Below are 26,352 nucleotides of genomic sequence, written 5' to 3'. Positions count from 1 at the left end.
TTATCCCTTCCTACTGGCTCATTGTAAAAAGAATCTCCTGATTCTCCTTTGTAAAGAGAGTATCTCTGCGGATCACTGTATAGTCAGTCTCCCGGTCCTCCATTTTTCTGAAAGAGTGTCCCAGCTTTTCAGAAACCTCCTGAAGGCTCTGATACCCTACATTAAACTCATCAGGAACCACAAGACACTGGGCAGCTCCTGTATCCAGATAATATGCCGCTTCAGTAGAGTTCCCAATTCCATACACAATGGCTCCGTGAAGGTCATTGGCTGCCGAGTATTCTCCCGCTGCAGTCAGGCTGGTATCATCCAGGGCGATAACAAAATCTACTTTGGGCAAATTCACCAGAGAATCTGTGCTCCCTTCTTCCGAAGTTCCTTCTACAGTCCATCCTACTTTAGTTCCCTGGTCTTTTAATGCTTCTTTAAATCCTGCCGCTCTGTCAAGGGATGCCTGCGCTTCCATCGTTTCCGAAATAATTCCCAGGGTTTTGCCCTTCAGATTGTCCCCGCAGTCCTTCAGAAGTTCCGCTCCCAAAGCTTTGCCCATGGCATAATTATCCGGCTGAGTAACCGGAAAAGAAGATTTCTGAGCCTCTCTGGAAGCCGTAGACTCCACCAGCATCACTGGCACTTTCTTTTCAATCTTTTTCAGCATCTCCTCTGTATCCTCTCCTGGAACCGGCTGCAATATAATGCCATCAGCGCCATTATCTATTTCCTGCTGGGCCAGTGCCTGCTGCTCTTCCAGTGTCATAGTCCCTTCTGTGCTTACCACAGACATTTCCATCTCCTGGTCTTCTGCCGCCATTCTAAGTCCATACCGAAAAGCTGCCCACTGATTATCATCTGAATTTTCAACGATCACGGAAACCTTCTGGAGTTCCTTTCCATTTCTTCCCATAAGCATAACTACCGCCAGGATGATGACCAGTATTCCCAAAACAGATTCTGTGAGGATAAACACTTTTTTACTGTTTTTCATTTTCTTTACCTGCATCTTCTATCTTTTTGATCACATTCTTACCGAAGAGATAACCTTTTTCCAAAATCTTCCGATTTTCCTCCGTATAGGGCACTGCCGGTATGACAATGGATACCACCGTTCCCTCATCAGGCTCGCTTTCCACCTTCAGGCCATACTCCTTTCCGAAAAGAAGCTGAACTCGGTTATTTACGTTCACCAATCCCACTCCGGAACCGTGTTTTGGCACTCTCGTGCTGTCTGTAAGAACAAATCTTACTTCTTCCTCTGACATCCCGATGCCATTATCTGTTACAGCCAGAATCACAGTCCCTTCTTCTCTTCGTCCCGTGATCCTGATCTCTCCACCCTCATCCATAGCGCTTACCCCATAGCTGATAGCATTTTCCAATATAGGCTGAAGGACCAGCTTCACTGTACAGTAAGAATAGATTTCCTCATCCACGTCAAAAACAACTGCAAAAGAATTCTTATACCTCACCTTTTGTATGTTCATATAGCTCTGAGCATGCTGAAGCTCATCTTTAATGGTGATCACCGTCCTGCCCTTGGACAGGCTGATCCGGAAAAGCTTTGCAAGCTGGGAGATCATAAAGGCCGCCTCATCATTCCTTTCTCCCTCTACCATCCAGGTGATGGACTCCAGGGTATTATACAGGAAGTGAGGATTGATCTGACTCTGAAGGGCATCCAGTTCACTTTTCCTTCTCTCATTCTGCTCCAGGACAATCTTCTTCATCAGGTCATCAATCTGTTCATAAGAGCTTTGGATGGAGTAGCCCAGGTGTCGGATTTCCTGAGAGCCTCCGATATAGATTTTTGGCTTCTCTCCTGCCTCATAATCCTTCACCGAGTCATTCAGTTTCAGGATAGGACTGGATATCCAGACGGATACCAGCCGGTTTACAAAGGCAAGCATCATGGCCATGAGCAGGATCAGCATCATAATAAAATACCGGATATTTACCATGCCGTGAGTGAAAGTAGAATAGGGGATCACTCCTACCAGTTTCCAGCCTGTATAGCTTATGCTGTTTACCAGTACCTTCCTGTGTTCTCCGTTAAAGACTTCGTCATAGACCCCTTCCTTGTACCCGGCGGCAGTCTGATTATTTTCATCAAAAATGCCGTCACTGATCTGTATCTGCCTGGGATGATAGATGATTTCCCCGTTGCTGTCGCAGAGGTAAAAATATTGTCCGCTGTTCTCTGTATTTATCTGGTCCATCATACGGGAAATACTGGAATAATCCATATCTACCAGAAGAACTCCCGCTCTGGAGTCTCCTCCATCGGTAATCTCTACCATTCGGCTAAGAGAGATCACCCAGTAATACCCCTTGGTGCCATCATCAAAAAGATTCTGGATATGAGGGGTGGAAAAATGCATATTTTCCACCTCCTCCATTGCCTGCTGATACCAGCTCTGACGGGTCACATTAGGGTCTTCTTTTTGAGAAGCCACAGGCTCTGCTGCCATTAAGCTGCCATAGTCGTTATATATGGCAATGCTCCTCAGATTATCCCGGTTAGCCTCGTAAAGCAGGTTCATTCCCTCCTGGATCTCGTTCTGCTCAGCGGAAAAATCACTTTCCTTCACCACGTTATAGTAAACTGCGTCTGAAATCTGCCGCATGCTTACCAGATAGTCCTCCAGGTTCTCTCCCGTCTGCTCCATCAGCTTCCTGGTAGTTTCCACAATCTCATCTCTGGATACATTGGAAAACCGGATGTACAGCACCACTCCCAGGGTCAGCATGACTGCCACAGAAAGCACAGAAAAGGAAATCATAAGGATAGACTGTATCCCTCTGGGCTTTAGCTTATTCAAATATTCAAAAAATCTATTCTTTACTTTCTCCATATTCCGTCCTGTATTTTGAGGGGGATACCCCAAACTTTCTCTTAAAAACATAGCTGAAGTAATTAGGATCCGTATACCCTACACTTTTCCCTATGATATAACTTTTTTCATCGGTTCCAATAAGCAGGCGGGCAGCCTGCTCCATGCGGTAATCTGTAAGGTAGCCGGTAAAGGACTTTCCTGTCTCCTTCTTAAATATAGTAGAAAAATAAGAATTGGATACTCCCAGGACCTGGCAGATGCTGTCCAGGGAAAGTCCCTCTTCCCCATAATGATTTTTCACATACTCCTCTGCCTTTGAAACAAAGGACTGGGTAGACCGGCTCCTGGCGGTAATCAGGTTTTCTCTGAAATAGAGGCTGATGTTTGTCAGCCACCTCCGCAGTTCCTCAGGCTCCATATCCAGAAGGCGGGTATAGATTTCTCTTGTGTCCTTCGAAAAAAGCTCCTCACCGATATGGTTATTTCCAGCAAATCTGTACAAAGCGCCTACCAGTTCCATAACCTCAATATTATGCTGCTGCAGAGACTTTTCAGGAAAGGACATCCGGGACAGATACTTATCCGCTTCAGCCCGTACCTCTTCTTCCGTCCCCAGCCGGATCATTTTAAAGAGATTTGACAGCTCTCCTTCATTATCCCGCTCCGGCTGCCTCAGTTCCTGAGGCGCTATCTCCCGTATATTAATGGCTCTGGAGGCTCCGTAGATCACCCGGTAGGAGACCGCTTCTCTTGCTCCCCTGTAGGACTGAGCCAGTTCCAGGATGTCTGCACAGACCTGTCCTATACCTATGGTGACTACAGCGCCGATGATCCTGTTGGCATACCGGCAGAACCGGTCACATTCATCTGTCAGTTCAGAAATCTCATTTTCATTCTCAAGCTGACAGAGCATAACCGTATTACCCAAATAGGAAAAACTTTTTGTCCGCCACCTTTCTCCCAGTTTCTCCTGGGCCTGTTTCTGTACAGAAGTGGCCAGAAGCCTGGGGTGCATATTTTCAGGAACCTGAGTAGAAGATGTATGAACCACAAGGCAGCAGTGCCAGGGGCCTTCAAATGAAATCCTGTAATCGGAAAGGTATTTTCCTGCCTCCTTCCTGCTGAGTCTTCCTTCAATCAAAGCAGAATAAAAGTCTGCCTGGAGAAGGGGAAGAGACTCCATATAATGTTTCTCCAAAGTAGCCACGTTCCGTTTCTCACTGATTTCCTGGTCCAGCTTTATCTTCAGCTGAGTAAACACATTGGTCAGTTCAATAGAGTTTACCGGTTTCAGAATGTATTCCTCTATCTCCAGATGAACTGCTTCTTTTGCATATTCAAATTCATCATAACCGGTAAAAAGCAGGATCTTTGTAGCCGGAAAGTCCGTCTTAATCCGATTGGACAGCTCCATACCATCCATATAGGGCATCTTAATATCCGTCATTACCACATCCGGCTGAAATTCTTCCACCATTTCCAGAGCCTTTACTCCATTGTTGGCATAGCCGATTACCGAAAAGCCCAGGCCTTCCCAGTTAATTTTTTTCATAATGACCTGTATTACCTCTTCTTCGTCGTCTACCAGAAGAACTGTATATATATCCATGTTTTTTCTCCAAATCCGTATATTTCCTAATTGTTTTTGTATTATAGCAAAAATTCTGAAAAATGTCAGTAATACTCCTGCATGTTAAAGCTTTTATCACAAAGAAGCCGGCACATAACCCTCTTTGGGGGGCCATGCGCCAGCCTCTTTAAGCAGGAATATAATTACTTTTTCTGAACGTATTTCAGACAGTCAAGGGTTACTGCCACGAGTATGATGATACCTGAGAATACGAACTGAAGGTTTGTATCAATACCCAGGATTGTCAGGGAGTAGGTCAGGGCAGTGAAAATAAGTACACCGACTACCACACCTGAAATCTTACCGATACCACCGGTAAAGGATACGCCGCCTACTACGCAGGCTGCAATGGCGTCTGTTTCCCAGCCCTGTCCATATGCTGCAGAACCGGAACCTACCATACGGATACATTCCAGCCAGGAGCCGAATCCGTAAAGAATACCTGCCAGAATGAATGCGCCTACAGTTACTGCAAATACAGAAATACCGGAAACAGAAGCTGCTTCTGGATTTCCGCCTACTGCATACAGGTTTTTACCGAAAGTAGTTTTATTCCAGATAAACCATACAATAGCGATAGCTGCTACTGCCCAAAGAATGATTGTTGGGAATCCGTTAATCTTAGGGATTACCATATTTGGAATGGTTGGTTCAATAGCGCCAAAGGATACACCCTTTGTAGCATATGTAACAATACCGAAGATCATCAGCATGTTTGCCATAGTGGAAATAAATGGGTGCATCTTGAACTTTGCAGTAAAGAATCCTGCGATGGTAGTAAAGATCGTACACAGAAGGATACACATAACCAGTGCAAAGATCATTCTCACTACGATAGGCAGTCCTGTAAAGTCAAAGATATGTCCGAAGACACCGCCAGTATTTATACCCTGATGCATAATAATGGTGGCAGTGGTCATACCCATACCAACCATACGTCCGATAGACAGGTCTGTACCGGCCAGGAGGATCAGTCCTGCAACACCCAGAGCCAGGAACATTCTCGGAGATGCCTGCTGGAGGATGTTCAGTACATTGTTGTAAGTCAGCAGCGGTGAGCCTTTTACCATAGGAGTGATGATACACAGCATGATAAACACCAGGATAATGGCGATATACAGACCATTTCTGAGGAGGAACTGCCTGCGGTTAAAGGTGTATTTATAGTTCTCCCACTTCTGAGCTCTTGCCTCTATAAATGTAAACTTTGACATACGGAGCATATCGATCAGGTGATACTTATGGGTATAGGCGGCATGTCTTCTGTCCTTAATCGCCTGGTAATCCTTTTCCAGCTCCATCTTCGCATCGAACCGGCGGTTTTTGTATACATAGTTCTCGTCCTTAATTTCCTGATGAGCAGAAAGTTTTGAGACGATTTCCTGGTGTTCTTTCGCCAGATCTGCGATCTTCTTATCATATTTTTCTTTTGCTTTTACTTTTTCCTGTGCGCAGCTTTCTTTTACCGGCTGATAATATTCTTTATCAAAATGTTCTTTCAGATAGCTTACGCCCTGGTCGATCAGTTTTGAAACCTCGTCTTTATTCTTGGCTTCTACAGCTTTTGCCTTTTCCAGCTGCCTGCGAAGTTCTCCCAGACGGTCCTCCCTTTCTCCTTTTGTAAGGCTGCGGTCTCTCTTCACCCCGTCTATGGTATTCTGGATAGCTACTACCTGATCGGTTCCATCTTTTCTCAGGCCGTCGATCTGCGCCTGAATCTTACCAATATAATCATCAATGGGCTGACGCAGCTTCATTTCCTGTTCAGCCGTCAGAATCCTGTCATTAGCCATATCTTTCAATCTCCCTCATATTTCATGCATAGGTATTTTGGTACCTGATATTACAGGTATTTTGCACTGAGCCTTAAAAGCTCTTCCTGATTTGTCTCCTTGGTATTTACAATACCGGAAAGATGTCCGTTTGACATAACGCCGATACGATTGGTAATGCCCAGGATCTCCGGCATCTCTGAGGAAACCACGATAATGGTCTTTCCCGCTTTGGCCATCTTAATGATCAGCTCATAAATCTCGTATTTAGCGCCTACGTCAATACCTCTGGTAGGCTCATCCATCATAAATACCTGAGGCTGGCGCTCCAGCCATTTTCCGAAGATTACCTTCTGCTGGTTTCCGCCGGAAAGACTGGTGATCATATCCTCCGGTCCCATACATTTGGTATGCATAACCTTGATCTCATTGGCTGTTGCCTTTACCATTTTGGAATCAGAAAGGGCAATACCAGATTTATAGTGGTTCAGGTTTGCAATGGTGGTGTTGAAGGTAAGATCCCCTTTCAGGAAAAGTCCGTTGGCCTTACGCTCCTCTGTGATCATGGCAAATCCATGATCCATTGCTTCCTTGGCACTGCCGAAATTCATCAGCTTATTGTTAAAGTATACCCGGCCTGCTGCCCTTGTCCGGACACCGAAGATGGTCTCCAAAAGCTCAGTACGTCCGGCTCCCACCAGACCATAAAGTCCGAAAATTTCACCTTCCCGCACATCAAAGGTAATATCCTGGAGATGAGGTTCGAACTTTGTAGACAAATGCTGGACAGAAAGGATCACATCCTTTGGCTGATTGTCCACAGGCGGGAACCGGTTCTCCAGGGAACGGCCAACCATGGCAGCGATCAGTTCGTTCATATTGGTGTCTTCTGCTCTCTTGGTCATAACCAGATTACCGTCACGGAGTACGGAAATATCGTCACATATTTCGAAAATCTCGTCCATTTTATGAGAGATATAAATAAGAGCGATTCCCTGTTCTTTCAGCATCCGCATCATTTCAAAAAGCTTATCCACTTCCTGTACAGTAAGGGAAGAGGTTGGCTCATCCAGAACAATAACCTTGGAGTTATAGGAGATCGCCTTGGCAATCTCACACATCTGCCTCTGAGATACAGACATATTCCTCATTGGCTGAGTAAGGTTTACTGTCATACCCAGTTTTCTGAAAAGCTCAGAGGCCTCTTTTTTCATTCTGCCCTCGTCCACGATTCCCAGAGAATTCACCGGGTAGCGGCCCAGAAACAGATTATCTACTACATTTCTTTCCAGACACTGGTTCAGCTCCTGATGAACCATAGCAATTCCGTTCTCAAGAGCGTCTTTTGGTCCGGAAAAACTTACTTCCTTACCGTCGAGGTAAATATTACCTTCGTCCTTCTGATAAGTACCGAAAAGGCACTTCATCATAGTGGACTTACCGGCGCCGTTCTCACCCATAAGGCCCATAACCGTTCCCCGGCGCACATTCAGATTGATGTGGTCCAGAACCCGGTTCCGGCCAAAGGATTTGCTCATCCCCCGTATCGATAAGACAATATCATCTTTCTTATCTGCCATTCTTTTTACTCCTGTACTATATATTTTTCGATGAAAGCCCCCTTCTGCTTTGAAACCGGCTTTCACTGTAAAAAGAAGCGGAGCTGCCGCAGCCGTATTCTGCGGCAGCTCCAGCCCTTTACCCTATATCATCACTGACTCAGTAAAGCTGTATAGGAAGCTGCGTTATCTGTCTTAACCATGTTGATAGCAAATGCATCATACTGGCCTGGATTTCCCAGACGGTTTGTGATATTGGATTCTGTCTGTCCGTCACCGCCGATATAGTCAATGTCCAGATTCATCAGATCATCATAGTTCTGAAGCAGAGGCTGATAAGTGGAGCTCAGGAAGTTATCAGATGCGTTGTAGATGTCCAGCCATACCTTCTTAGTTGGATGTGAACTTTCATCTAACTGATTGGATACAGGCTCATAAACCTTTGTAGAGTCTGTAAAGTCCTGATAGTTTTCAGCTGTAACTGCAACGTTTAATGCATAGTAGGAACGTTCTTCTTCGTTATATACATATACATCGTCAGAAAGAACATTTCCAGCCTCGTCTGCTGTTCCGATACCTGTGTCTACATCTACGCCGTCAAGAGCGTTTCTCAGAACACGAAGTGTCAGGTAAGCCTGTACATCTGCATGCTGGCTGATCGTTCCGCCATAGCCTTCAGCGATGGCTGCCACTGCATCGTTGTTTGCATCATATCCGAAAGTAGGTACATCATTGTCTTTTGACCAGGCATTGAACATGGACATTCCCATACCATCATTGTTAGATACTACTACGTCAATCTGATCACCGAAAGAAGAGGACCAGGTTCCGATAGCATTACCTGCTGTAGCAGCATCCCATGTAGCTCCTGCAGAGTTCTTCATTTCCTGAGAAGCCAGCTCACGGACTGTATAAGTTTTTCCGTTAACCTCAAGGCTGCCGTCCTGTACAGCAGAAGCTGAACCGTCTGTATTTGTTCCGATAGGCTCACTGTCGATGCTTCCGTCTTTTTCAACTCCTGTTCCCAGAGCTTTACGAACGCCTCTTGTACGGGCGATTGAGTCGTTATGTCCGATATCACCGATAGCCAGAACGTATCCGATCACACCGTCACCATTGCGGTCAATGGTATCAATATTTGCTTCAATATAATCTTTAACCATGGTTCCCTGAAGTTCAGCACCCTGGTTTGCATCAAATCCTACATAATATGTATCCTCATTGAAGCTCAGCGCAGCCATGTCCAGTTCTCCTGTAGAGCTGTTAGATGGCTGACGGTTAAACCATACCAGTGGTTTGTCTTTGTTTGCTACAGTTCCGGAATCTGAGGAACCGGAGCTGCTGGATTCTGCAGATGTGTCTGTTCCCCCTGATGAGGAGCCTCCTTCAGAGCCGCAGGCTACTGCTGAAAGCCCGAACAGAACTGCCATTGTCAGTACAACGATTCTTTTTTTCATATGCGTTTTCTCCCTTCCGTTTCACACTTTATGTGTGCCCTTTGTTTATATTGCCAGTATAAGGAAAATCCCAGAAAGAAAACATAGAATATTTTTCTGTGTACATTGAAATTTTTAAGATTCTTTACTGCATTTTCACTAAATCTTTTTCTATATTTAATGCAAAAAGGAAGTACAGACTGTAATTTATAGCTTACAGTCTGCACTTCCTCTAAAAAGTATTGTGCAAAAATTACACCTTTATCTGGCGAAAGCCAGCCCCTGTCTTATGTTTCCTGTTCTTCAATTATTGGAAATAGTACTGTCAGCCGATAAAGATCTCCCAGGCCTTCTTCCACACATCTGCCGCCCATTGCGTGGGTCATATTCTTCATGCTCTGCATGCCGATGCCGCTGCTCTCCACTTCTTCCTTTGGAAACCGGACATGGTTCTCGAAGGTAAACCCAGCCATATGTCTTTCTCTGGCGGAAGAAATCACCACAGGAAAAGCAGGATCTGCATACTTCACCAGATTGGAAGTAATATTATCCATGATCCGAAGGAGATATTCTGTAGAAATCCGGATTTTTGCTTCCAGCCATTCCACCTGAAACCGTACCTGGAATCCTTTTTGGTTCAGATAACTGCAGGTTTCAGAAAACAAGTCATAAAACAGCACTTCATAGAGTTCCGGCTCTTCCATTACGGTCTTCTTTTCTCCTGTGATCAGGGAATATTCAAAAAGATGATCCGTCAGCTGTTTCATGCGCCGGGCCTTCTGGTCAATCTTTTCAATATACTCTCTCTGCTGTTTCAGGTCTTTATAGGTACCTTTTTTCAGGATTTCCGTGTATAAGATAATGGAAGTAACCGGCGTCCGCAGGTCATGGGACATTTCAGTGATGATCCGCTGATTTTCCTGGACCATTTTTCCCTCCTGCTCAATGAGTCCTGCGAAAGATTTCCGCATGTTGTCCAGGCCGCTGGCCAGAGCGGCCAGTTCGTCTTTTCCTTTTATGGTGATCGGATAATCCAGGCTTCCCCCTTCCAGAATTTCAATCTCATCCCGAAGCTGGAGGATATAGGCCATTTTTCTCCGGATCCCATAGAGGACCAGAACAAGGAACAGGCCGAAGCACAGCAGCAGTTCCCCTGCCATCGCATAATTATAGTACTGATAAGCGTAGCCTCCGATCATATAGACCTCTCCTGTGCCATCAGAAAAGTTCACGGAAGAATGATAGTCCAGTTCATAATCCCGGGCTGCGATTTCTTCCTCCCATATTTCCTCCTCAGGGTATGCAGAGTCAAAGACCAGAATGTTATCCTTGTAGATCTGGACATACAGAATGTTCTGCTTTTTCACCCACTGGCTCAGGGCTTCTCCGTCTTTCATACTCAGCCCCTGCCTGTCCACATATTTCTGCAGCTTTTGGGCATACTTTCTGTTCTGTCCCTCCACATACTGAGGATTTTCAAAATAACTGCTGATCAGGCAGCTTACCCCATAGTCCAGTCCTGCAAAAACCGCCGCAGATATAACAGCTGAAAGGACTAACTGCCTGAGAAGCTGAAAATAAATCGAATTTTTTTTACTCATAATCTGCATCAAATTTGTAGCCCTTTCCCCATATAGTCTTGATATATTTCGGATTTTTAGGATCCTCCTCTATCTTCACCCGCAGCTTTCGGATATGTACCATAATGGTGCTGTTGCAGGAGTAAAAATAAGGTTCTTCCCACACACTTTCATACAGGTTCTGGGCAGAAAAGATCTTTCCTGGATATTCCATCATCAGCAGCAGGATCCGGTATTCCAGTTCTGACAGATCTGTCTCTTTTCCCCGGACAAAGACCTGGTTAAACTTCTGATGGACTCTCAGCCCCCGGCTCTCCAGCCAGGAATCCTTCTTTTCGTCCTCCGGTTTTACCCGTCCCATATAAATGTTGTAGCGGCGGAGAAGGGCCTTCACTCTTCCCAGAAGCTCTGCATAAGAAAAAGGTTTTGCCAGATAATCATCTCCTCCGGCCATCAGGCCGATGAGCTTATCTGACTCCTGGGCCTTTGCTGTAAGGAACAGCACCGGCACATTGGAAACCTTCCGGATCTCTTCGCAGGTACGCAGGCCGGAAATCCCCGGCATCATAATGTCCAGGATTACCAGATCCGTCTCCTGATCCAGCATCTCCAGCCCCTTCCTGCCGTTTTCCGCCTCCTGTACCCTGTAGTTCTCACTTTCCAGAAGAATCCGGACCCCCTCCCTGATGTCCTTATCATCTTCAATGATCAGTACTTTTTCTTTACTCATACACCGGTAAACTCCTTTCCCTTCTGTTATCTGCTTCTTCCCCTGTTATCTTATCATCTTTTTTCATTGCTTCCAATTTTTCTTTCGCTCTTTCTTCGTATTTTTTCCCCAGCTCATTCCAGGAAGCATAGGCCCCATCCTCTCTTCTGTCAGGGAGATCGAAGTTCTCATGAAGATAAGTTCCGATAAAATCTGTTACTTTCCAGGCGCCGGACAGATTCAGGTGATCCCCTTTGTCCAGACTGTCCCTTTCCCAGTCCATTCCCAGCTCTTCCTCTTTCAGGTTCAGGTCTTCGTACTTCAGCCCTTTCTGCCTGGCATATTCTTCCAGGGTATTATGTTTTTTATAATTATAATTGGCCGGAGAAGGTGTGCTGATCAGTACCAGTTCTGCCTTGTTTTTCACACAGAGCATCCGGATCTTTTCCAGATAATCCTCTACAGTACTGCTGATTTTTTCTTTCTGACTGGTCTCTTTCATATATGCCCCGCCCCGGTAAGGGTCCGTTACTTCCCGGAACTGGAATCCTTTATAGTTCTCCTCAGGATATTGTTTATCTGTAAGCACGGATTTCCAGATGTCATGATGGGTAAATAGAGGGAAGTAATAGCTTCCCATAGCGGCCAGGGTCATGGTCAGTCCGCTGTTTCCCCTCTGGGGCCGAAAGATCACATTGGTTTCTAAAAGAACCAGCCGGGGTTTCTGATTCTCAAAAGCCGTTTTCAGCATATAATAGCTTTCCTGGATATTCTGTCCAGACTGTCCTCCTACGAAAGCGGCAATGCCATGTTTATTCCACATCTGCATAGGCGAAAAAGCCGTGTAGCTGAGGCTGTCCCCAAGAATCAGCACATCTATGGTGTTTTTCGGTTCTTTCCTGAGCAGAAGGGCGCTTTTATTCCGGTAATGCACCCACTCCTCATGGTCAGCTGCCGTCTGGCAAACTTTCCAGGACACTCCGCCCAAAAGCAAAGCAAGGATCAGAAAGAAGAGAAACACTCTCCCCCTTTTTCTTAAATTGTTTTTAAAATCCTGCATAGATTAAATCCACCTGCTGATAGCCGATCCCATAGGCTCCGAAGATAAGAACGGACAGGATCAGTCCGTAATATACCGCCCACCGAAAAGGAGTTTTCATGTCCTGAAGTCCTTTTCCATTCAGCAGATTCCTTTCTTTTATGATACCTGCAGCTGACACAAGGAGGATCCCCCCAAAGATCACCATGTAGTCCCCTTTATCCAGTCCGAAACCGAGAAAGGTTCCGTCCCACAGGGTGTCCAGACGGAAGTCTTTGAAAATACTGAAAAACATAGTCATCCCTGCCTTCAGTCCGTTGGCACGGAAAAAAAGCTCTCCCACAAAAATGATCACCCATGTCTTCAGGATCCGGGGGATCTTCCAGTACAATGCATTCTGGTTGATGCCGAAAGCCCGTATCATCTGGTCACGGGCCGGTTCCAGAGCGCTGCCTGCCAGCAGTATGACAAAATAATACATGCCATAAAAAATATAGTTCCAGCTTGCCCCATGCCACAGACCATTGCAGAGCCACACAGGGAACAGGCACAGCGCTGTGGCGCCAAGACGGGTAAAATATTTTCCCAGATGTTTTTTTCCAAACCGGTTCCATTTTTTAACCATTCGGGATACCGACAGAGGATAAAACACATAGGTCTTCAGCCATGTGCCCAGGGTAATATGCCACCGGCGCCAGAATTGCGCCGCATTTTCTGATGCGAAGGGACGGCAGAAATTTTCCGGAAGCGTTACTCCGAAAAGCCGTCCGCTTCCTATAACGATATCCATACAGCCGGAAAATTCCATATATAACTGAAGGGTATATGCGATAGCCGCAAAGGCCACGATACTCCCGTTATAGTCCTGATAATGTTCAAAAACCGCCGTTACCAGCACATAAAGCCGGTCGGCAATGATCATCTTTTTGAAAAGCCCCCACAGAATACGTGCGCATCCTGCAGACAGATTTTCTCCCCGAAGGTCTTCGCCCTTCCACAGAGCCTCTCCTGTCTGTCCGTACATACTGATAGGACCTTCCATGATCTGAGGAAAAAATCCGAGAAACAGAGCCAGCTTTCCCAGATGTCTCTGAGGACGGATCTTTTCCCAATAAACGTCCGCCATATAACTGATGGCCTGAAGGGTATAAAAAGAGATTCCTACAGGGAGAAGGAGGTTTTTCACCTGGAAAATGCCTCTCTGCCCTGCATGCTCCAGAATCAGATTTGCGTTCTGAGCAAAAAAATTATAATATTTCAGACAGGCCAATGCGCCGAGAAGTGTACAGACCCCCAGTGCCAGCACCAGTCTTTCTTTTTTTCTGTATTGTGTTCTGACAGCTTTTTCCTTTTCCCCTTTCTCTTTGCAGCTGGTTTTTAAGAGGTCCAGCCACAGACCAATGTAATGGGTAAAGAAAGTTGTCCCGATAAGATACAGCACCAGCTTTCCGCTTATGGTCCAGAAGAAGAAATAGCCTGCAAAAAGCAGCAGGATCCATCTCCTTTTCCTGGGTGTCAGCTGATAAGCCAGCAGTACAGCCGGCAGAAATAAAAACAGATATACGGGATTATGATATGACATTTTTATTTCTCCTGCAGTCTCTGGATCATTTCGTAAATCGCCTCTACGGAATTAAAGTTTTCCGGAACCATTTCTCCCGCTTCGATTTCAACCATAAAGCTGTCTTCCAGCTCAGAAACCAGAGAGATCACCCCGAAAGAGTCCAACAGCCGTCGGTCAATCAGTCCCTGCTCCTTTTCCCATTCAATGCTGTCATCTATATCCTTTAAAATCTCAATTATTTTCTCCATTGTTATCCTCACTTTCCATATTCCATATATAAGTCTGCTGTTCCCTGCGTATCTGCTTCCAGCCTTTTTCTCTGCTGTAGGATACCGCTCCCGGCAGTTCATGGCTCAGGAACAGGGCCATACCTTCCATATGGGAATAGGCGCCTGCATTTTCAAAAGCAAGAACGCTGCCTTTTTTCAATCCTCTCAGCGGTATGTTCTGTATCAGAAGATCATGGACCGTACACAAAGAGCCGTATACATTCCATTCTTTTTCTCTTCCTCCGGCTTTCTCCAGCACCTGGATCCTGGGCTGATACATCCCTCTGATCTGTCCGTCATAGTGGAGCTGATGGATCCCGCCGTCGACGATGCAGATATTTTTCTCATGGTTTTTCTTAACATCTTCTACACGGGTAAGGTAAGTTCCGCAGGAAGCTGCGAAGGCTCTTCCCATTTCCAGTGTTACTCTGCCTTTCCAGCTCATATTTTTTATAGCCTGGGAGAGAGCTTCCAGGTCCTCCCGGGTCTGGTCTTCCTGGCCCTGAAAATAAGGCACAGAAAGTCCCGGTCCATATTCCAGCTCTTTTGTGTGGAATCCCAGATCTTTCTCCAGCTCACGAAGGAAACCATCCAAAAATTTCAGTTCTTTCTCCATCTTCCAGGCTTTTTTCAATGTCCCGGAAAAATAATGGATCCCCCGTATCTTTACATACGGCCAGGCATCTCTGGTACGGATAATGCTGCGTATTTTCTTTTCATCCATTCCAAACTGACTGCCGCTGGCAAGTCTCAGGTAAAGAGAAACCGGTTTTTTGTTCTTTTCTCCCCACTCTGCCATGGCAAAAAACTGTCCGGGTGATTCCACATTGCAGCAGCATTGTCCCCGGCTGTGATCCAGGATCTGCCATATTTCTTCCTTTTTCTTCAGTACACCGGAGATAAAAAGCTTTTCCGCAGGTATATCTTTTTCACGGCAGATATAAAACTCGCCCATAGAGCAGACTTCAATCCGGTCTGTAAGTTCGGCCATCTGTTTTACCAGAAAAGGGTTGGCCTTCATGGCGTAGCACAGTCCGATCTCTTTGCCCAGGATCCTGCGGAAAGACTTTACCTGTTCTGCCGCCTGGTCTGTGTCAAATATGTACAGGGGTGTGCCGTATTTTTCTGCTCCCTGGACAAGCAGCTCCTTTTTTGTCATCTTTTGTCCTCCAGTCTCCTCTGTAATTCCTTCCGGTCTGTTTTTCCGTTTTTTGTAAGAGGCATAGTTTCTGTCTGAAATATCTTCCGGGGCACCATATAAACAGGAAGCCGCTTTTTCAACTCTATCCGGGCTTCTTTAGGTGTTGTTTTTCCCATATAGTAAGCCGCCAGGCAGGTTTTCTTCTGGTTTGTTACACAGCAGCTTTTTTCAATTCCCGGTATCTGGTCCAGAATTCTTTCGATTTCCTCCAGTTCGATCCTGTGTCCGTTAAATTTAATCTGAAAATCCTTTCTCCCTGAGAAGTAAAGTTCCCCGTCCTTTCCCAGAAAGCCCAGATCACCGGTCCTATAGTACCGCTCTGTTTTCCCTTCAGGAGAGATCCTTTCCCGGAAGCTCTTCCCGGTCTCTTCCGGATTACGGTAATATCCAAGGGAAAGAGACTCTCCCGCCACACAGATCTCACCGGTCTGCTCCGGCTCCCGGATCTCCCGGCCTTCTTCTGTCAGCAGAAAAACCTTTCTTCCCGGGAATGCTTTACCTATAGGAAGTTTCTCTTCCTCCCCGCAGATTTTCTTCACCGGAAAATATGTGCAGTTGCAGGTAATCTCCGTAGGGCCGTAGAGATTTACAAACTCTGCCTTGGGCAGCGCCTGCTGCCAAAGAGCCAGCTGCCCTCCCGGCATGACTTCGCCGCTGAACATGACCTTTCTCACATCAGATGGGATCCGGTATTTCAATCCGCCCAGGGCAGAGATCATTGTCAGCGCAGATACCGCCCAGATCAGCACAGTGGTCTTTTTTTCACATAAATAATCTAAAAGAGCTGCTGGAACAGAAAACATCTGCCTTGGTATCAGCACCAAAGCTGCTCCTGTCATTACCGCAGAATAAATATCCTTTACGGATACGTCAAAGTCAAAAGGCGCCTGATTCCCGATCCGATCCTCTTCATTGATTCCAAAAATCTCCGTAAAATGGGTGATAAAGTCGATCACTGCCTTATGACTGACCACAATTCCTTTCGGAGTTCCTGTAGAACCGGAAGTAAAAATCCCATAAAGAATATCTGTACTGCTTCCGGCTTTTCGCCGCTGTTTAAGAAGCCCTTCATCTCGTTCTTCCCTGGCCGCTTCATGGAGCAGGCAATAGTCTCCCTCATAACCTGCCTGTCTGATCAAAGGGATTTCCTCCGGATGGATCAGGACCAGCTTTGGCTGAAGGACCCGGAAGATTTCCCGAAGACGTTCAGGGGGAAGCCCTGGATCTGCATTGACATAGAATCCTCCTCCATAGACAGCCCCGAACATAGCGGCCAGCCCAAGAGGGCTTTTCGGCGCCAGGATCATTACCGGATCTCCCAAGTCGATCCTTTTCCCTGCGGCAGTCCCGATCCTCTTAGACAGATCTTCCAGTTCTCCCCAGGTAAGAGAGTCCTTTGGGTCTTCCACGGCTGTCCGCCGGGTGTATTTTTCTGCAGTCAGCTCTAAGTACTCCAGTATATTTTTCATCTCTTTGTATATCCTTTCCTCTCAGAAAAGAGGCTGCGCAGTTCTTCTTTTCCTACTTTTGAACTACTCCAGCCTCTTGTTTCTGTTAAATACCTGTTTTCTTACATGGAAGTGTTTTTCTTGGAGCTCTTCCCTGCTGTGTTGTTCTGTACTTTGCCCTTACTGGATTTCTGTGTTTTTTTGCTGCTTCCTTTCTTTTTTGTGTTTTTATTTGATTTTACAGTATTTTTGCTTTTCTTCGTTCCGGATGCTTTCTTTCCGGTTTTGTTATCCTCTGTCTTTTCCTCAGTTTTCTCTTCTGTTTTTTCTTTTGTGTTTTCTTTTGTATTCTGCTGCTCCTGGTTCTGTTTGTTTTCCGCTTCTTTTTCTGCTTCTTTAGCCTCCTTTGCCTTATCCTCCTGCAGATCCTGCTTCTTCTGCTCTTTATCGTCTTTCTCGTCTTTTGACTGGGAAGATTCTACTTTGCTCTTTGGCTGGGCTTCCTCCGCTCCTTTGCTCTTTCCTCCGGTGCAGGCGATCATTCCCAATGCCATGACCCCAACCACGCAAAATATCATACCTTGTTTCAGAATTCCTTTTCCTGTTTTTCTAGCTGCCATTTCTTTTAGCTCCTTTTCTCGTGTATTTCAAAGATGTTTTCTTTGATGGAACTTATTGTGACAGGAAATTCTAAATAGATCCTGAATGAAACCTTAACAATTCTAAAGGCTTGATTTCATAAATATGGAATATAATAGGAAACTCCAGAAATTAGAGCTGTTGCATTAAATAGTTTTGATTAATGCAACAGCTCCAGAACAAAAAATTCAAAGAAGTGTGTAAATAAGTGATAGAAAAAGTCTAAAATTTATTCTTAATACCTTAAGTATATTCAGCAGCTTTCCATCTCCGAAAGTGCCTCTTCGTCTGCTACAAGGATAACATTGGGATGGAGCTGGAGGATAGAAGCGGGAATCTGAGGGGTGATCGGCCCCTGAAATGCTTCTTTTAAGATTTTTGCCTTTCCTTTTCCATTAGCAACCATAAGTATCTGCTTTGCAGCCATGATATTCTGGATGCCCATAGTGTAAGCCTGAGTAGGAACCTGCTCACGGCTTTCAAAGAATCTGGCATTTGCTTCGATAGTGGGTTCCGCCAGATCTACGCAGTGGGTCTCTTTTGGAAAATGATCCGCAGGTTCATTAAATCCGATATGGCCGTCATGGCCGATGCCCAGAAGCTGAAGGTCCTGCTGCCCTGCCTGATGGAGGATCTGATTATACGCTTCACAGGCCTTCTGGCTGTCTGCCTCTCTGCCGTCAGGAAGAAAGGTTTTTTCGGGACGGATATTTACATGGGAAAAAAGGTTTTCTCTCATGTAGTAGGCGTAGCTCTGGGGATCTTCTCTATCCAGTCCTTTGTATTCGTCCAGGTTCACGGTAGTAACTTTGGAAAAATCCAGATCTCCTTCCTCATAGCGGCGGACCAGCTCTTTGTAAATTCCTACCGGACTGGAGCCTGTAGCAAGTCCCAGAACACAGTCAGGTTTCTCTGTCATAACAGAAAAAATAATATTTGCTGCTTTTCTGCTTACCTCATCGTAATCTCTGGCTTTGATAATCCTCATTTTTCTTTATCTCCTTTTAAAATAATTTATCCATAACAGCTTTTGAGGCATTTTCTCTATATTTTCTGCTGGTCTCATAGTTTCTCCTCCGATATTCCTGGTAAAGGAGGTCTATGAGGTACATCTGTCCGATCTTGGCAGATACAGACCCTCCCTCCATTGGTCCTTCATTGGCCCCGGATTGAAGGACCACATCGCAGTAAGCGCTAAGGGGAGATTTCCGGAACCGGGTGATACAGCCGATCCCTGCTCCTGCCTGCCGGGCGATCTTTGCTGTGTAAATATTATCTTTGGTGGCCCCGGAGTAGGAAAGAAATACCAGAAAGTCTTCCTCTGTCATAGAGGCTGATGTAACCGCCTGCATATGGGGGTCTGCTATACTGTATGCTTTTCCTGATATACTCATGAACTTATTTCCTGCTTCCTGAGCGATCAGCTGGCTGTCGCTGATGCCAAAGAAAAAAATCCGCCGGGCTTTCTCCATTCTCTCAAGAAATCCCTCAAAACTTTCCTGGTTTAAAAGCCGGTAAGTTTCTTCCAGAGCCTCTACATGCTTCTGAAGAAGCCTTTCCGCAGATTCCTTCAGAGTTTTTTCCAGGCTCTGATTGTCTTCCCTGGGCGCCCATTCCTCGTCCTGTTCACTCATTCCCAGAGAAAGCTGCATCTTAAACTCCTGATATCCCTGAAGGTTCATGGTTCTGCAGAACCGGTACACACTGGTCTCTCCTACCTGACAGGCATCTGCCAGATCGGTAATCGACATAAACAGTACCTGCCGTGGATTCTGAAGAACATAATCTGCCACCTTTTTCTCCACCTTTGTAAGAGAATGGTAGGTTTCCTCAATATTCTGCATAAAATGGTTCTGCTCCATGTTCTCACCTCCTGCTGTTGTATTCTGATGCTAGGGTAACATAGTTGAAAATTTTTTTCAATATTTTTCATAATAAAAATTTCTTTTTTTATTATGATTCTTCTTTTGTCAAGCTAACAAAAAGAATCCACTTTTTGTAATATTTTGCTGATTAGCACCTGGCTTTTTCATTGTATAATGGGCTTATTATTACAGATTTAGGGGGAATTATATGAAAAAGAGAATACTGGCGCTTTTTCTCTCATTTGTACTGGCTTTTTCATCCGTTCAGGTTACAAGTGCTGAGGAAAACAACATTTCTGAACCAGAGCCTATTGCTGAGGGAGGAGAAGAAGATCCTGTCCAGGAAGATTTTCTGATTGAAAACGGAGTACTTCTTGAATATCGTGGTTCAGAGGAACATGTGACGATTCCCGATGGCGTTACCACACTGTCATATTCTGCATTCCAGGGTAATCAGACAGTAGTTTCTGTAGTTATCCCGAATTCAGTAACAGAAATCCAGAGTTATGCCTTCATGAACTGCCCTTGTCTAGAAGAAGTAAGGAAAAGAAAACATAATTAAGTCAAAAATCCTCGCAGCAGTCGCCAAATGGATATGCAAACCTGTTCATTTGGCTCACTGCCTGCCGGATTACCCCAGCAGTTCCAGCAGTTCCTCTTTATCAAAGGTTCCGCTGCCCATTCCATCTCCGCTTAAGATACTGTCTGCCAGCTGACGCTTCTGATCCTGAAGGCGGATAATATTTTCTTCAATAGTTCCCTTAGCCACCAGACGGTATACATTGACTACATTTTCCTGGCCGAGCCGGTGGGCTCTGTCCGTGGCCTGATCCTGGACCGCCGTATTCCACCATGGATCATAGTGGATCACAATATCTGCTGCCGTCAGGTTCAGACCTGTTCCCCCTGCCTTCAGAGAAATACAGAATACCGGTGTGTCATCCTCCTGGAAGACCTTTACCATCTCCTGGCGCTTCTCTTTAGACACAGATCCGGTCAGAAGGTAATAAGGAATCTTTCCCTGGTCCAGTCTTTTGCAGAGCTGGTCCAGCATAGTAGTGAACTGGGAAAACAGCAGTACCTTGTGGCCTCCTGCCGCCGCATTATTGATCAGCTCCAGGCAAAGGCTTTCCTTGGCAGAAATCGGCAGGTAATTCTCATAAAGAAGTCCCGGGCAGCAGCAGATCTGCCGCAGTTTTGTGAGTTCCGCCAGGATCTGGAGCTTTGCATTTTTGAATTCTTCTTCATTTTGTTTTTCCATAAACATTTTCAGCCTCTGCACATGGGCGTCATAAATTCTTTGCTGTTCCGGCTCCAGCTTTACATAAGTATTTTTTTCCAGCTTGTCCGGCAGATCCTTCAGCACATCTTTTTTCAGCCTCCGCAGAATAAAGGGCCTCACCATCTTCTGCAGTTTCCGGGCTGTCTGGGTATCCTGGCGGATAATAGGCTGTTCAAAGTCTCTCCTGAAAGAAGGATAAAGTCCGAAAAATCCGGGCATCAGATAATAAAAAATACTCCACAGCTCACTAAGGCGGTTTTCCACAGGCGTTCCTGTCAGCGCCGCCCGGAACTGTGAACGGATCCTTCGCACCGCCCTGGCCGCCTGGGTACTGTGATTCTTAATATACTGGGCCTCGTCCAGGATCTGGCAGGAAAAGTCCAGATCCCGGTAAAAACTGATATCCCTTTTCAGCAGATCATAAGAAGTTACCAGAACCTCTCTTTTCCCTGCATTCTTTATCCATGTCTCCCGTTCCCGGGCATTTCCGGCTACCGCCCGCACAGGAAGCTCCGGCGCAAACCGTTCCAACTCACTCAGCCAGTTATAGACCAGAGAAGCCGGCGTAACAATCAGCGTGCGGCAGTTCTCCTCTTCCCCGGTTTTCCGGTACTGGATCACAAGAAAAGCAATGACCTGAAGAGTCTTTCCAAGTCCCATATCATCGGCCAGGATACCGCCGAATCCGCATTTTTTCAGCCTGCACAGCCATTTTACCCCTGTCTTTTGATATTCTCTCAGAATTCTGTCCAGGTCCCCGGGAATCCTTTCCTCCTCCAGATCCTCATCCATAGCCCGGACTTTTTCTTTCAGTTCCTGATTTTCCCGGACCTCCAGATGAGTACGGCATTCTATCTGTTCCTCCACATAAAGCGCCCGGCAGCCCGGCAGCTGGATGTGCGGCTTCTCCAGATCCTTCTCACGGATCCCAAGATCATTCAGCAATTCATACAGTTCCTGAAGTTTGGGATCCCGCAGATCCAGCACCTCACCATCCTGCAGCCGGTAATATTTCTTTTTCTGACGGTAGGCAGAGAATATCTCCGCCAGTTCTTTCCTGGAAAAGTTATCTGCAGACACCTGAAGTTCCAGAAGATTCTCGGACAGAGATATCCCTGCAGTTACACTGTTGGTCCTGTGAAGTTTCAGTTTCCGCAGATTTTCCGAAACAAACACTTCTCCCAGTTCTTTCAGCTTTTCAATCCCTTCTGTGACAAATTGAAGGAGTTTTTCCTCATCTCCGGTCAGTACCAGCTGCTCTTCTTTCGGGTCAAAAGCGTTAAACCAGGGAGTCAGGAACTCCTGTATCTCCGCCTCGTGAAACAGATCTCTCTTTGAGGGCTCCTGGTCTTCCCTGAGCAGATTGTAATCGGTTTCTCCATACACAGCCACCGGCCGGCAGCTGATCTGATCCTGCCGGGGCATGTCCAGATAAAACCGGAAAGCTGCCTCCGGAAGGATATACTCCTCCTCCCGGAAATTCTTTCGCCGAATCTTTGCATAACTGGAAACTTCCGGCAGAAAGGCGCTGCAAAAAACCGGCAGGTCTTTTTCCTGTATGAATAAGGTGTTCTGTCTTTTTTCCTCCAGACACTCCAGAAGACCTTCTAATGGCGTATCCCTCTCCCTCGGAATGAGAAAGATCTTTCCATTTTGAAAGCTAATTCTCTGATTCTTTCCCGTAAAACATTGTCCGATTTCCAGTTTTATCTCCAGTCCTCCGTCTTTTCCGGTAAGGTGCAGCTTCATCCCCGGTTCCTGCCTGATAATCTGCCAGTTTTCCTCTGTGCCCTTCTCCTGAACAATGATCCGATCTTCTGGATAAACCTGGAAGAACCGCTCCAGTTCATAGCCGTCCATGGAAATCTCTTTGCATTTTTCCATATAGCTGCCTCTGCCGAAATTCCTGTAATAAACCTTCTGCATATAATATTTCCGGTTTTCTTCCGCCCAGTCCAGGATATACTCAGCCAGGGGCCGGGATTTTTCTGTAAACGTCTCCAGGTTATGGATAAAGTCCAGTTTTTTCCCATAAGAATGCGCTCTGTGATCTTTGATATCTCCTGCCAGTTCAAAAATATCCTTTACCACATATTTCTGGTTCCGGCCTATCCGGAAGGATACCTCTGCATGATCCCGTTCCAGCTTCAGATGAGGCTCCAGTTCCACAGTTCCTTCCATGTCTTTCTCTCTGATATGCCCCTGCTTCTGCCGGCTCAGGGACTCCAGCAGCTCTCTGGCCTCCCGGTCCGTGGTCCTCTGCCTGGTTCCTTCGGTTTTCTGTGCTCCATATCGTCCCGGCGCCAGCATAGGCGAAGCTTTTTTTCCCGTATTCAACACATATTCGCTGAGAAGTTTCTGCCTCCTACAGTAGTCCTCATATTCCAGAAGAACCGCTACACAGTGTTTGCAGATCCCATCATACTCCCAGTAAGCGGGACACTCACACTGGATTTCCACGATTTCTTCGGTTTCTGTATCATAGACGCCGGACACAAAATAGCTGTTGCCGTAGCTCCCCTCCACTGCGGCCTCCAGCAGATCCAGATTATCCTCCCGTCCTACGGAAAACTTTTCTATCATCCATCCGGTGCTGTATATCTGTTTTCCTCTTTCATAAAAACGGCTGCTTGTCATTTGTTTTATCTGCTGTTTTGTGATCATTTTATCTAAGTCCTTTCCCTGGGCTTTATCTCCCGGCTTTTTCTTTATTTTATGGCACCATTCGATATAGCGCAAGAAAAATCAGTCAAAGCCCCTTGCTGCGGCAGTCTTGTCATTTTTCCGCAGATACTCTATACTGATTTCAGTTTCTTATTTACTTTGCAAAACCCTGTCTTTACAGAAAGGAGAATCTTATGGACGGCAGACAAGAAGATTTCCAAAATATCCATATTCCAAAAGTTATTCAGATCCGTGGCGCCAAAGTCCACAATCTGAAAAATATAAATGTAGATGTCCCCCTGAATCAGATTGTAGGAATCGCCGGGGTTTCCGGTTCCGGAAAATCTTCCCTGGCTCTGGGCGTCCTCTATGCAGAAGGCTCCCGCCGTTACCTGGAGTCCCTTTCCACCTACACCCGGCGGAGGATGACCCAGGCCTCTAAAGCGCAGGTAGATGAAGTTCTTTACGTTCCTGCTGCCCTGGCCCTGAGACAAAGGCCAGGGGTACCCGGGATCCGCAGCACCTTCGGCACCGGTACGGAACTTCTCAACAGCCTCCGGCTTATGTTCTCCAGACTTGCCAGTCATCGCTGTCCTAATGGCCACTACCACCCGCCAACCCTGGCGGTAGCTGCTGAGCAGGAACTGGTCTGCCCGGTATGCGGGGAGCATTTCTATGGTCCTTCTGCTGAGGAACTGGCCTTTAACAGTCAGGGCGCCTGCCGGACCTGCGGGGGGACAGGGATGGTGCAGAAAGTAGACCTCACTTCTCTTGTGCCTGATGAATCCCTGACCATTGACCAGGGGGCCGTTGCTCCCTGGAATTCTCTCATGTGGTCTCTGATGACCGACGTCTGCCGGGCCATGGGCGTACGGACGGACATCCCTTTTTCTCAGCTTACAGATCAGGAAAAAGAAATTGTGTACAATGGGCCGGCAGAGAAAAAGCATATTCTGTACCGCCCGAAAAATTCTGACCAGGCCACGGAACTGGACTTTACCTTTTATAATGCAGTCTACACTGTAGAAAATGCCCTGGCAAAAGTGAAAGACGAAAAGGGAATGAAACGGGTGGAAAAATTTCTGAAACAGGATCTCTGTCCCGACTGCGGAGGCACCCGGCTGTCAGAAGCCGCCAGGGCACCCAGACTCCGGGGAATTTCCCTGGATCAGGCCTGCCAGATGACCCTCTCCCAGCTGGTAAAATGGGTGTCACAGGTTCCTCCCTCTCTGCCTGAAGAAATGCAGCCAATGGCAGAAAGTATCTGTCAGTCTTTTCAGGATACAGCAAAACGGCTGATGGATCTGGGCCTTGGCTATCTTACCCTTGACCGGGCTTCTTCTACTCTATCCACCGGAGAGCGGCAGCGCATGCAGCTTGCCCGTGCTGTGCGGAACCGGACTACCGGTGTCCTGTATGTGCTGGACGAGCCTTCTATCGGACTTCACCCTTCCAATATTGAGGGGCTCACCGGTGTTATGGAAGATCTGGTTGCAGACGGAAATTCTGTGGTCCTGGTAGATCATGACATCCAGGTGCTTTCCAAAGCCCAGTGGATCATTGAGATGGGACCCCAGGCCGGTTCCCGGGGAGGCCAGGTCATCGCCCAGGGAACTGTCCGGGACCTTTCCCTGGATCCGGCTTCAAAAATCGGTCCCTTCCTCTCCGGGACGGCTATATCTGTGAGGGAGCGGACAAAAGCAGAAGATCTTTTTTCTCTGGGCAGGATCCATCTTTCCACCTCTGCCATCCATACGGTAAAACCCCTGGAAGCAGACATTCCAAAAGGCAGACTTACTCTGGTCACAGGAGTCTCCGGTTCCGGAAAGACCACCCTGGTACTGGAAAGCCTGGTCCCCGGCCTGGAATCCCTGACAAAGAAAAAGAAGCTGCCGGACCATGTGCGTTCTATAGAAGCTCCGGATATCAAACAGGTGAAGCTGATCGACGCCACTCCTATCGGCATCAACGTCCGCTCCACAGTAGCTACCTATGCCAACATCCATGACGAACTGCGGAAAACTTTTGCAAAAACTCCCACAGCCAAAGAGAAAGGCTGGAAGGCAGGGGCTTTCTCCTATAACACCGGGGCTCTCCGCTGCCCGGTCTGCGACGGCACCGGGGTAATCAGCCTGGACGTGCAGTTTCTTCCTGATGTGGAGATTCCCTGTCCCCAATGCCGAGGCTCCAGATACTCCAAAGAAGCCGGGCTGATCCGGTATATAAATAAAGCCGAGGCCTCCTATTCCCTGCCTCAGCTCATGTCCATGGACGTTTCCCAGGCCCTGGAAGCCTGTAAAGATCTGAAATCCGTCCATCAGCGTCTTCAGATCCTTCAGGATCTGGGCCTTGGCTATCTGACTCTGGGAGAAGAGACTCCCAGTCTCTCCGGAGGGGAAGCCCAGCGGCTGAAGCTGTCCAGCGAAATGGGAAAGCCCCAGGCCGACTCTGTTTTCATTTTCGACGAGCCTACCATCGGCCTTCACCCTCTGGATGTCCAAACACTTCTGGGCGTGTTCCAGACGCTGATCAGCCAGGGAGCTACTGTTATTGTTATCGAACATGATCTGGATGTGATAAGAAATGCCGATTATATCATAGACATGGGACCCGGGGGCGGTCTGGAAGGAGGCGGGATCGTGGCAGCAGGTACTTTAGAGGACATAAAAAAATGCTCCCAAAGCCGGACCGGGAGCTTTCTGTAAAATATTTTATATGGAAACAGGACAGATTGTGATTTTAATAAATCTTAATCTGTCCTGTTTCAAACAGTCTATTTTCTCTATAATCTTTTGTTCAGCCTAAATAACTGCTTCAATTATAGTTTTATCCTTTATACGGACTTCTCTTATTCCCGGCGGTGA

At 46.6% G+C, this 26,352-nt stretch carries 19 protein-coding genes; 2 read left to right on the top strand and 17 right to left on the bottom strand.

The window, feature by feature from the left end; genetic code table 11:
* Positions 1 to 10: 10 nt before the first annotated feature.
* From B5G00_RS07240 to B5G00_RS07165, 16 genes are all read right to left on the bottom strand, one after another.
* Positions 11 to 985 carry a substrate-binding domain-containing protein gene (locus tag B5G00_RS07240; RefSeq protein WP_087270993.1) on the bottom strand — a complete coding sequence of 325 codons (975 nt, stop codon included), beginning with the start codon at positions 983 to 985 and terminating at the stop codon, positions 11 to 13.
* Positions 972 to 2,849 (bottom strand): cache domain-containing sensor histidine kinase, encoded by a 1,878-nt coding sequence (locus tag B5G00_RS07235; RefSeq protein ID WP_242971312.1) that lies wholly within the window; start codon positions 2,847 to 2,849, stop codon positions 972 to 974. Before B5G00_RS07235 ends, B5G00_RS07240 begins: the two co-directional genes overlap by 14 nt.
* Positions 2,830 to 4,440 carry a response regulator gene (locus B5G00_RS07230; protein WP_087270718.1) on the bottom strand — a complete coding sequence of 537 codons (1,611 nt, stop codon included), beginning with the start codon at positions 4,438 to 4,440 and terminating at the stop codon, positions 2,830 to 2,832. Before B5G00_RS07230 ends, B5G00_RS07235 begins: the two co-directional genes overlap by 20 nt.
* Positions 4,441 to 4,604: 164 nt before the next feature.
* Positions 4,605 to 6,254, bottom strand: coding sequence for a galactose/methyl galactoside ABC transporter permease MglC (locus tag B5G00_RS07225; RefSeq protein ID WP_087270715.1), 1,650 nt, complete (start codon positions 6,252 to 6,254; stop codon positions 4,605 to 4,607).
* Positions 6,255 to 6,304: 50 nt separating this feature from the next.
* Positions 6,305 to 7,813 carry a sugar ABC transporter ATP-binding protein gene (locus B5G00_RS07220; RefSeq protein ID WP_087270711.1) on the bottom strand — a complete coding sequence of 503 codons (1,509 nt, stop codon included), beginning with the start codon at positions 7,811 to 7,813 and terminating at the stop codon, positions 6,305 to 6,307.
* Between the two features lie 131 nt (positions 7,814 to 7,944).
* Positions 7,945 to 9,249, bottom strand: coding sequence for a substrate-binding domain-containing protein (locus tag B5G00_RS07215; RefSeq protein ID WP_087270708.1), 1,305 nt, complete (start codon positions 9,247 to 9,249; stop codon positions 7,945 to 7,947).
* 266 nt (positions 9,250 to 9,515) lie between these two features.
* On the bottom strand, positions 9,516 to 10,829 hold the full coding sequence (locus tag B5G00_RS07210) for a HAMP domain-containing sensor histidine kinase (RefSeq protein ID WP_330396323.1): 1,314 nt from the start codon (positions 10,827 to 10,829) through the stop codon (positions 9,516 to 9,518).
* Entirely contained in the window at positions 10,822 to 11,538 is a 717-nt protein-coding gene (locus tag B5G00_RS07205) for a response regulator transcription factor (RefSeq protein ID WP_087270702.1), read from the bottom strand. Before B5G00_RS07205 ends, B5G00_RS07210 begins: the two co-directional genes overlap by 8 nt.
* On the bottom strand, positions 11,531 to 12,577 hold the full coding sequence (locus tag B5G00_RS07200; protein WP_087270700.1) for a hypothetical protein: 1,047 nt from the start codon (positions 12,575 to 12,577) through the stop codon (positions 11,531 to 11,533). Before B5G00_RS07200 ends, B5G00_RS07205 begins: the two co-directional genes overlap by 8 nt.
* A complete protein-coding gene (locus B5G00_RS07195) occupies positions 12,564 to 14,138 on the bottom strand; it encodes an MBOAT family O-acyltransferase (RefSeq protein ID WP_087270695.1) in 1,575 nt (524 codons plus the stop codon). Before B5G00_RS07195 ends, B5G00_RS07200 begins: the two co-directional genes overlap by 14 nt.
* A 2-nt stretch (positions 14,139 to 14,140) precedes the next feature.
* The gene (locus tag B5G00_RS07190; RefSeq protein ID WP_087270692.1) at positions 14,141 to 14,368 is read right to left on the bottom strand and encodes an acyl carrier protein; all 228 of its coding nucleotides are present in this window, start codon (positions 14,366 to 14,368) and stop codon (positions 14,141 to 14,143) included.
* The gene (locus B5G00_RS07185) at positions 14,352 to 15,548 is read right to left on the bottom strand and encodes a diaminopimelate decarboxylase family protein (protein WP_087270689.1); all 1,197 of its coding nucleotides are present in this window, start codon (positions 15,546 to 15,548) and stop codon (positions 14,352 to 14,354) included. The genes B5G00_RS07190 and B5G00_RS07185 overlap by 17 nt, the downstream gene beginning before the upstream one ends.
* Positions 15,545 to 17,059, bottom strand: a complete 1,515-nt coding sequence (locus B5G00_RS07180; RefSeq protein ID WP_087270686.1) for an amino acid adenylation domain-containing protein — start codon at positions 17,057 to 17,059, stop codon at positions 15,545 to 15,547. The genes B5G00_RS07185 and B5G00_RS07180 overlap by 4 nt, the downstream gene beginning before the upstream one ends.
* A 101-nt stretch (positions 17,060 to 17,160) precedes the next feature.
* Positions 17,161 to 17,658 carry a hypothetical protein gene (locus tag B5G00_RS07175; RefSeq protein WP_087270683.1) on the bottom strand — a complete coding sequence of 166 codons (498 nt, stop codon included), beginning with the start codon at positions 17,656 to 17,658 and terminating at the stop codon, positions 17,161 to 17,163.
* A 272-nt stretch (positions 17,659 to 17,930) separates the two neighbouring features.
* A complete protein-coding gene (nagB, locus tag B5G00_RS07170; RefSeq protein ID WP_087270680.1) occupies positions 17,931 to 18,665 on the bottom strand; it encodes a glucosamine-6-phosphate deaminase in 735 nt (244 codons plus the stop codon).
* 16 nt (positions 18,666 to 18,681) lie between these two features.
* A complete protein-coding gene (locus tag B5G00_RS07165) occupies positions 18,682 to 19,539 on the bottom strand; it encodes a MurR/RpiR family transcriptional regulator (protein WP_087270677.1) in 858 nt (285 codons plus the stop codon).
* Positions 19,540 to 19,750: 211 nt separating this feature from the next.
* Between B5G00_RS07165 and B5G00_RS07160 the strand changes: the two genes are divergently transcribed.
* Entirely contained in the window at positions 19,751 to 20,104 is a 354-nt protein-coding gene (locus B5G00_RS07160) for a leucine-rich repeat protein (protein WP_087270674.1), read from the top strand.
* A gap of 69 nt (positions 20,105 to 20,173) precedes the next feature.
* Here the strand turns inward: B5G00_RS07160 and B5G00_RS07155 are convergent, their stop codons facing one another.
* Positions 20,174 to 23,488, bottom strand: coding sequence for a DEAD/DEAH box helicase (locus tag B5G00_RS07155; protein ID WP_140403125.1), 3,315 nt, complete (start codon positions 23,486 to 23,488; stop codon positions 20,174 to 20,176).
* Between the two features lie 194 nt (positions 23,489 to 23,682).
* Between B5G00_RS07155 and B5G00_RS07150 the strand changes: the two genes are divergently transcribed.
* Positions 23,683 to 26,193, top strand: coding sequence for an excinuclease ABC subunit A (locus tag B5G00_RS07150; protein ID WP_087270669.1), 2,511 nt, complete (start codon positions 23,683 to 23,685; stop codon positions 26,191 to 26,193).
* Positions 26,194 to 26,352 lie beyond the last annotated feature (159 nt).

Origin of the sequence: Blautia sp. An46 (genome assembly GCF_002161645.1) — a bacterium.
Taxonomy (GTDB): domain Bacteria; phylum Bacillota; class Clostridia; order Lachnospirales; family Lachnospiraceae; genus Blautia; species Blautia ornithocaccae.
Note: the sequence above shows the minus strand (reverse complement) of the source record. Positions and strands in the feature narration are given on the sequence as shown.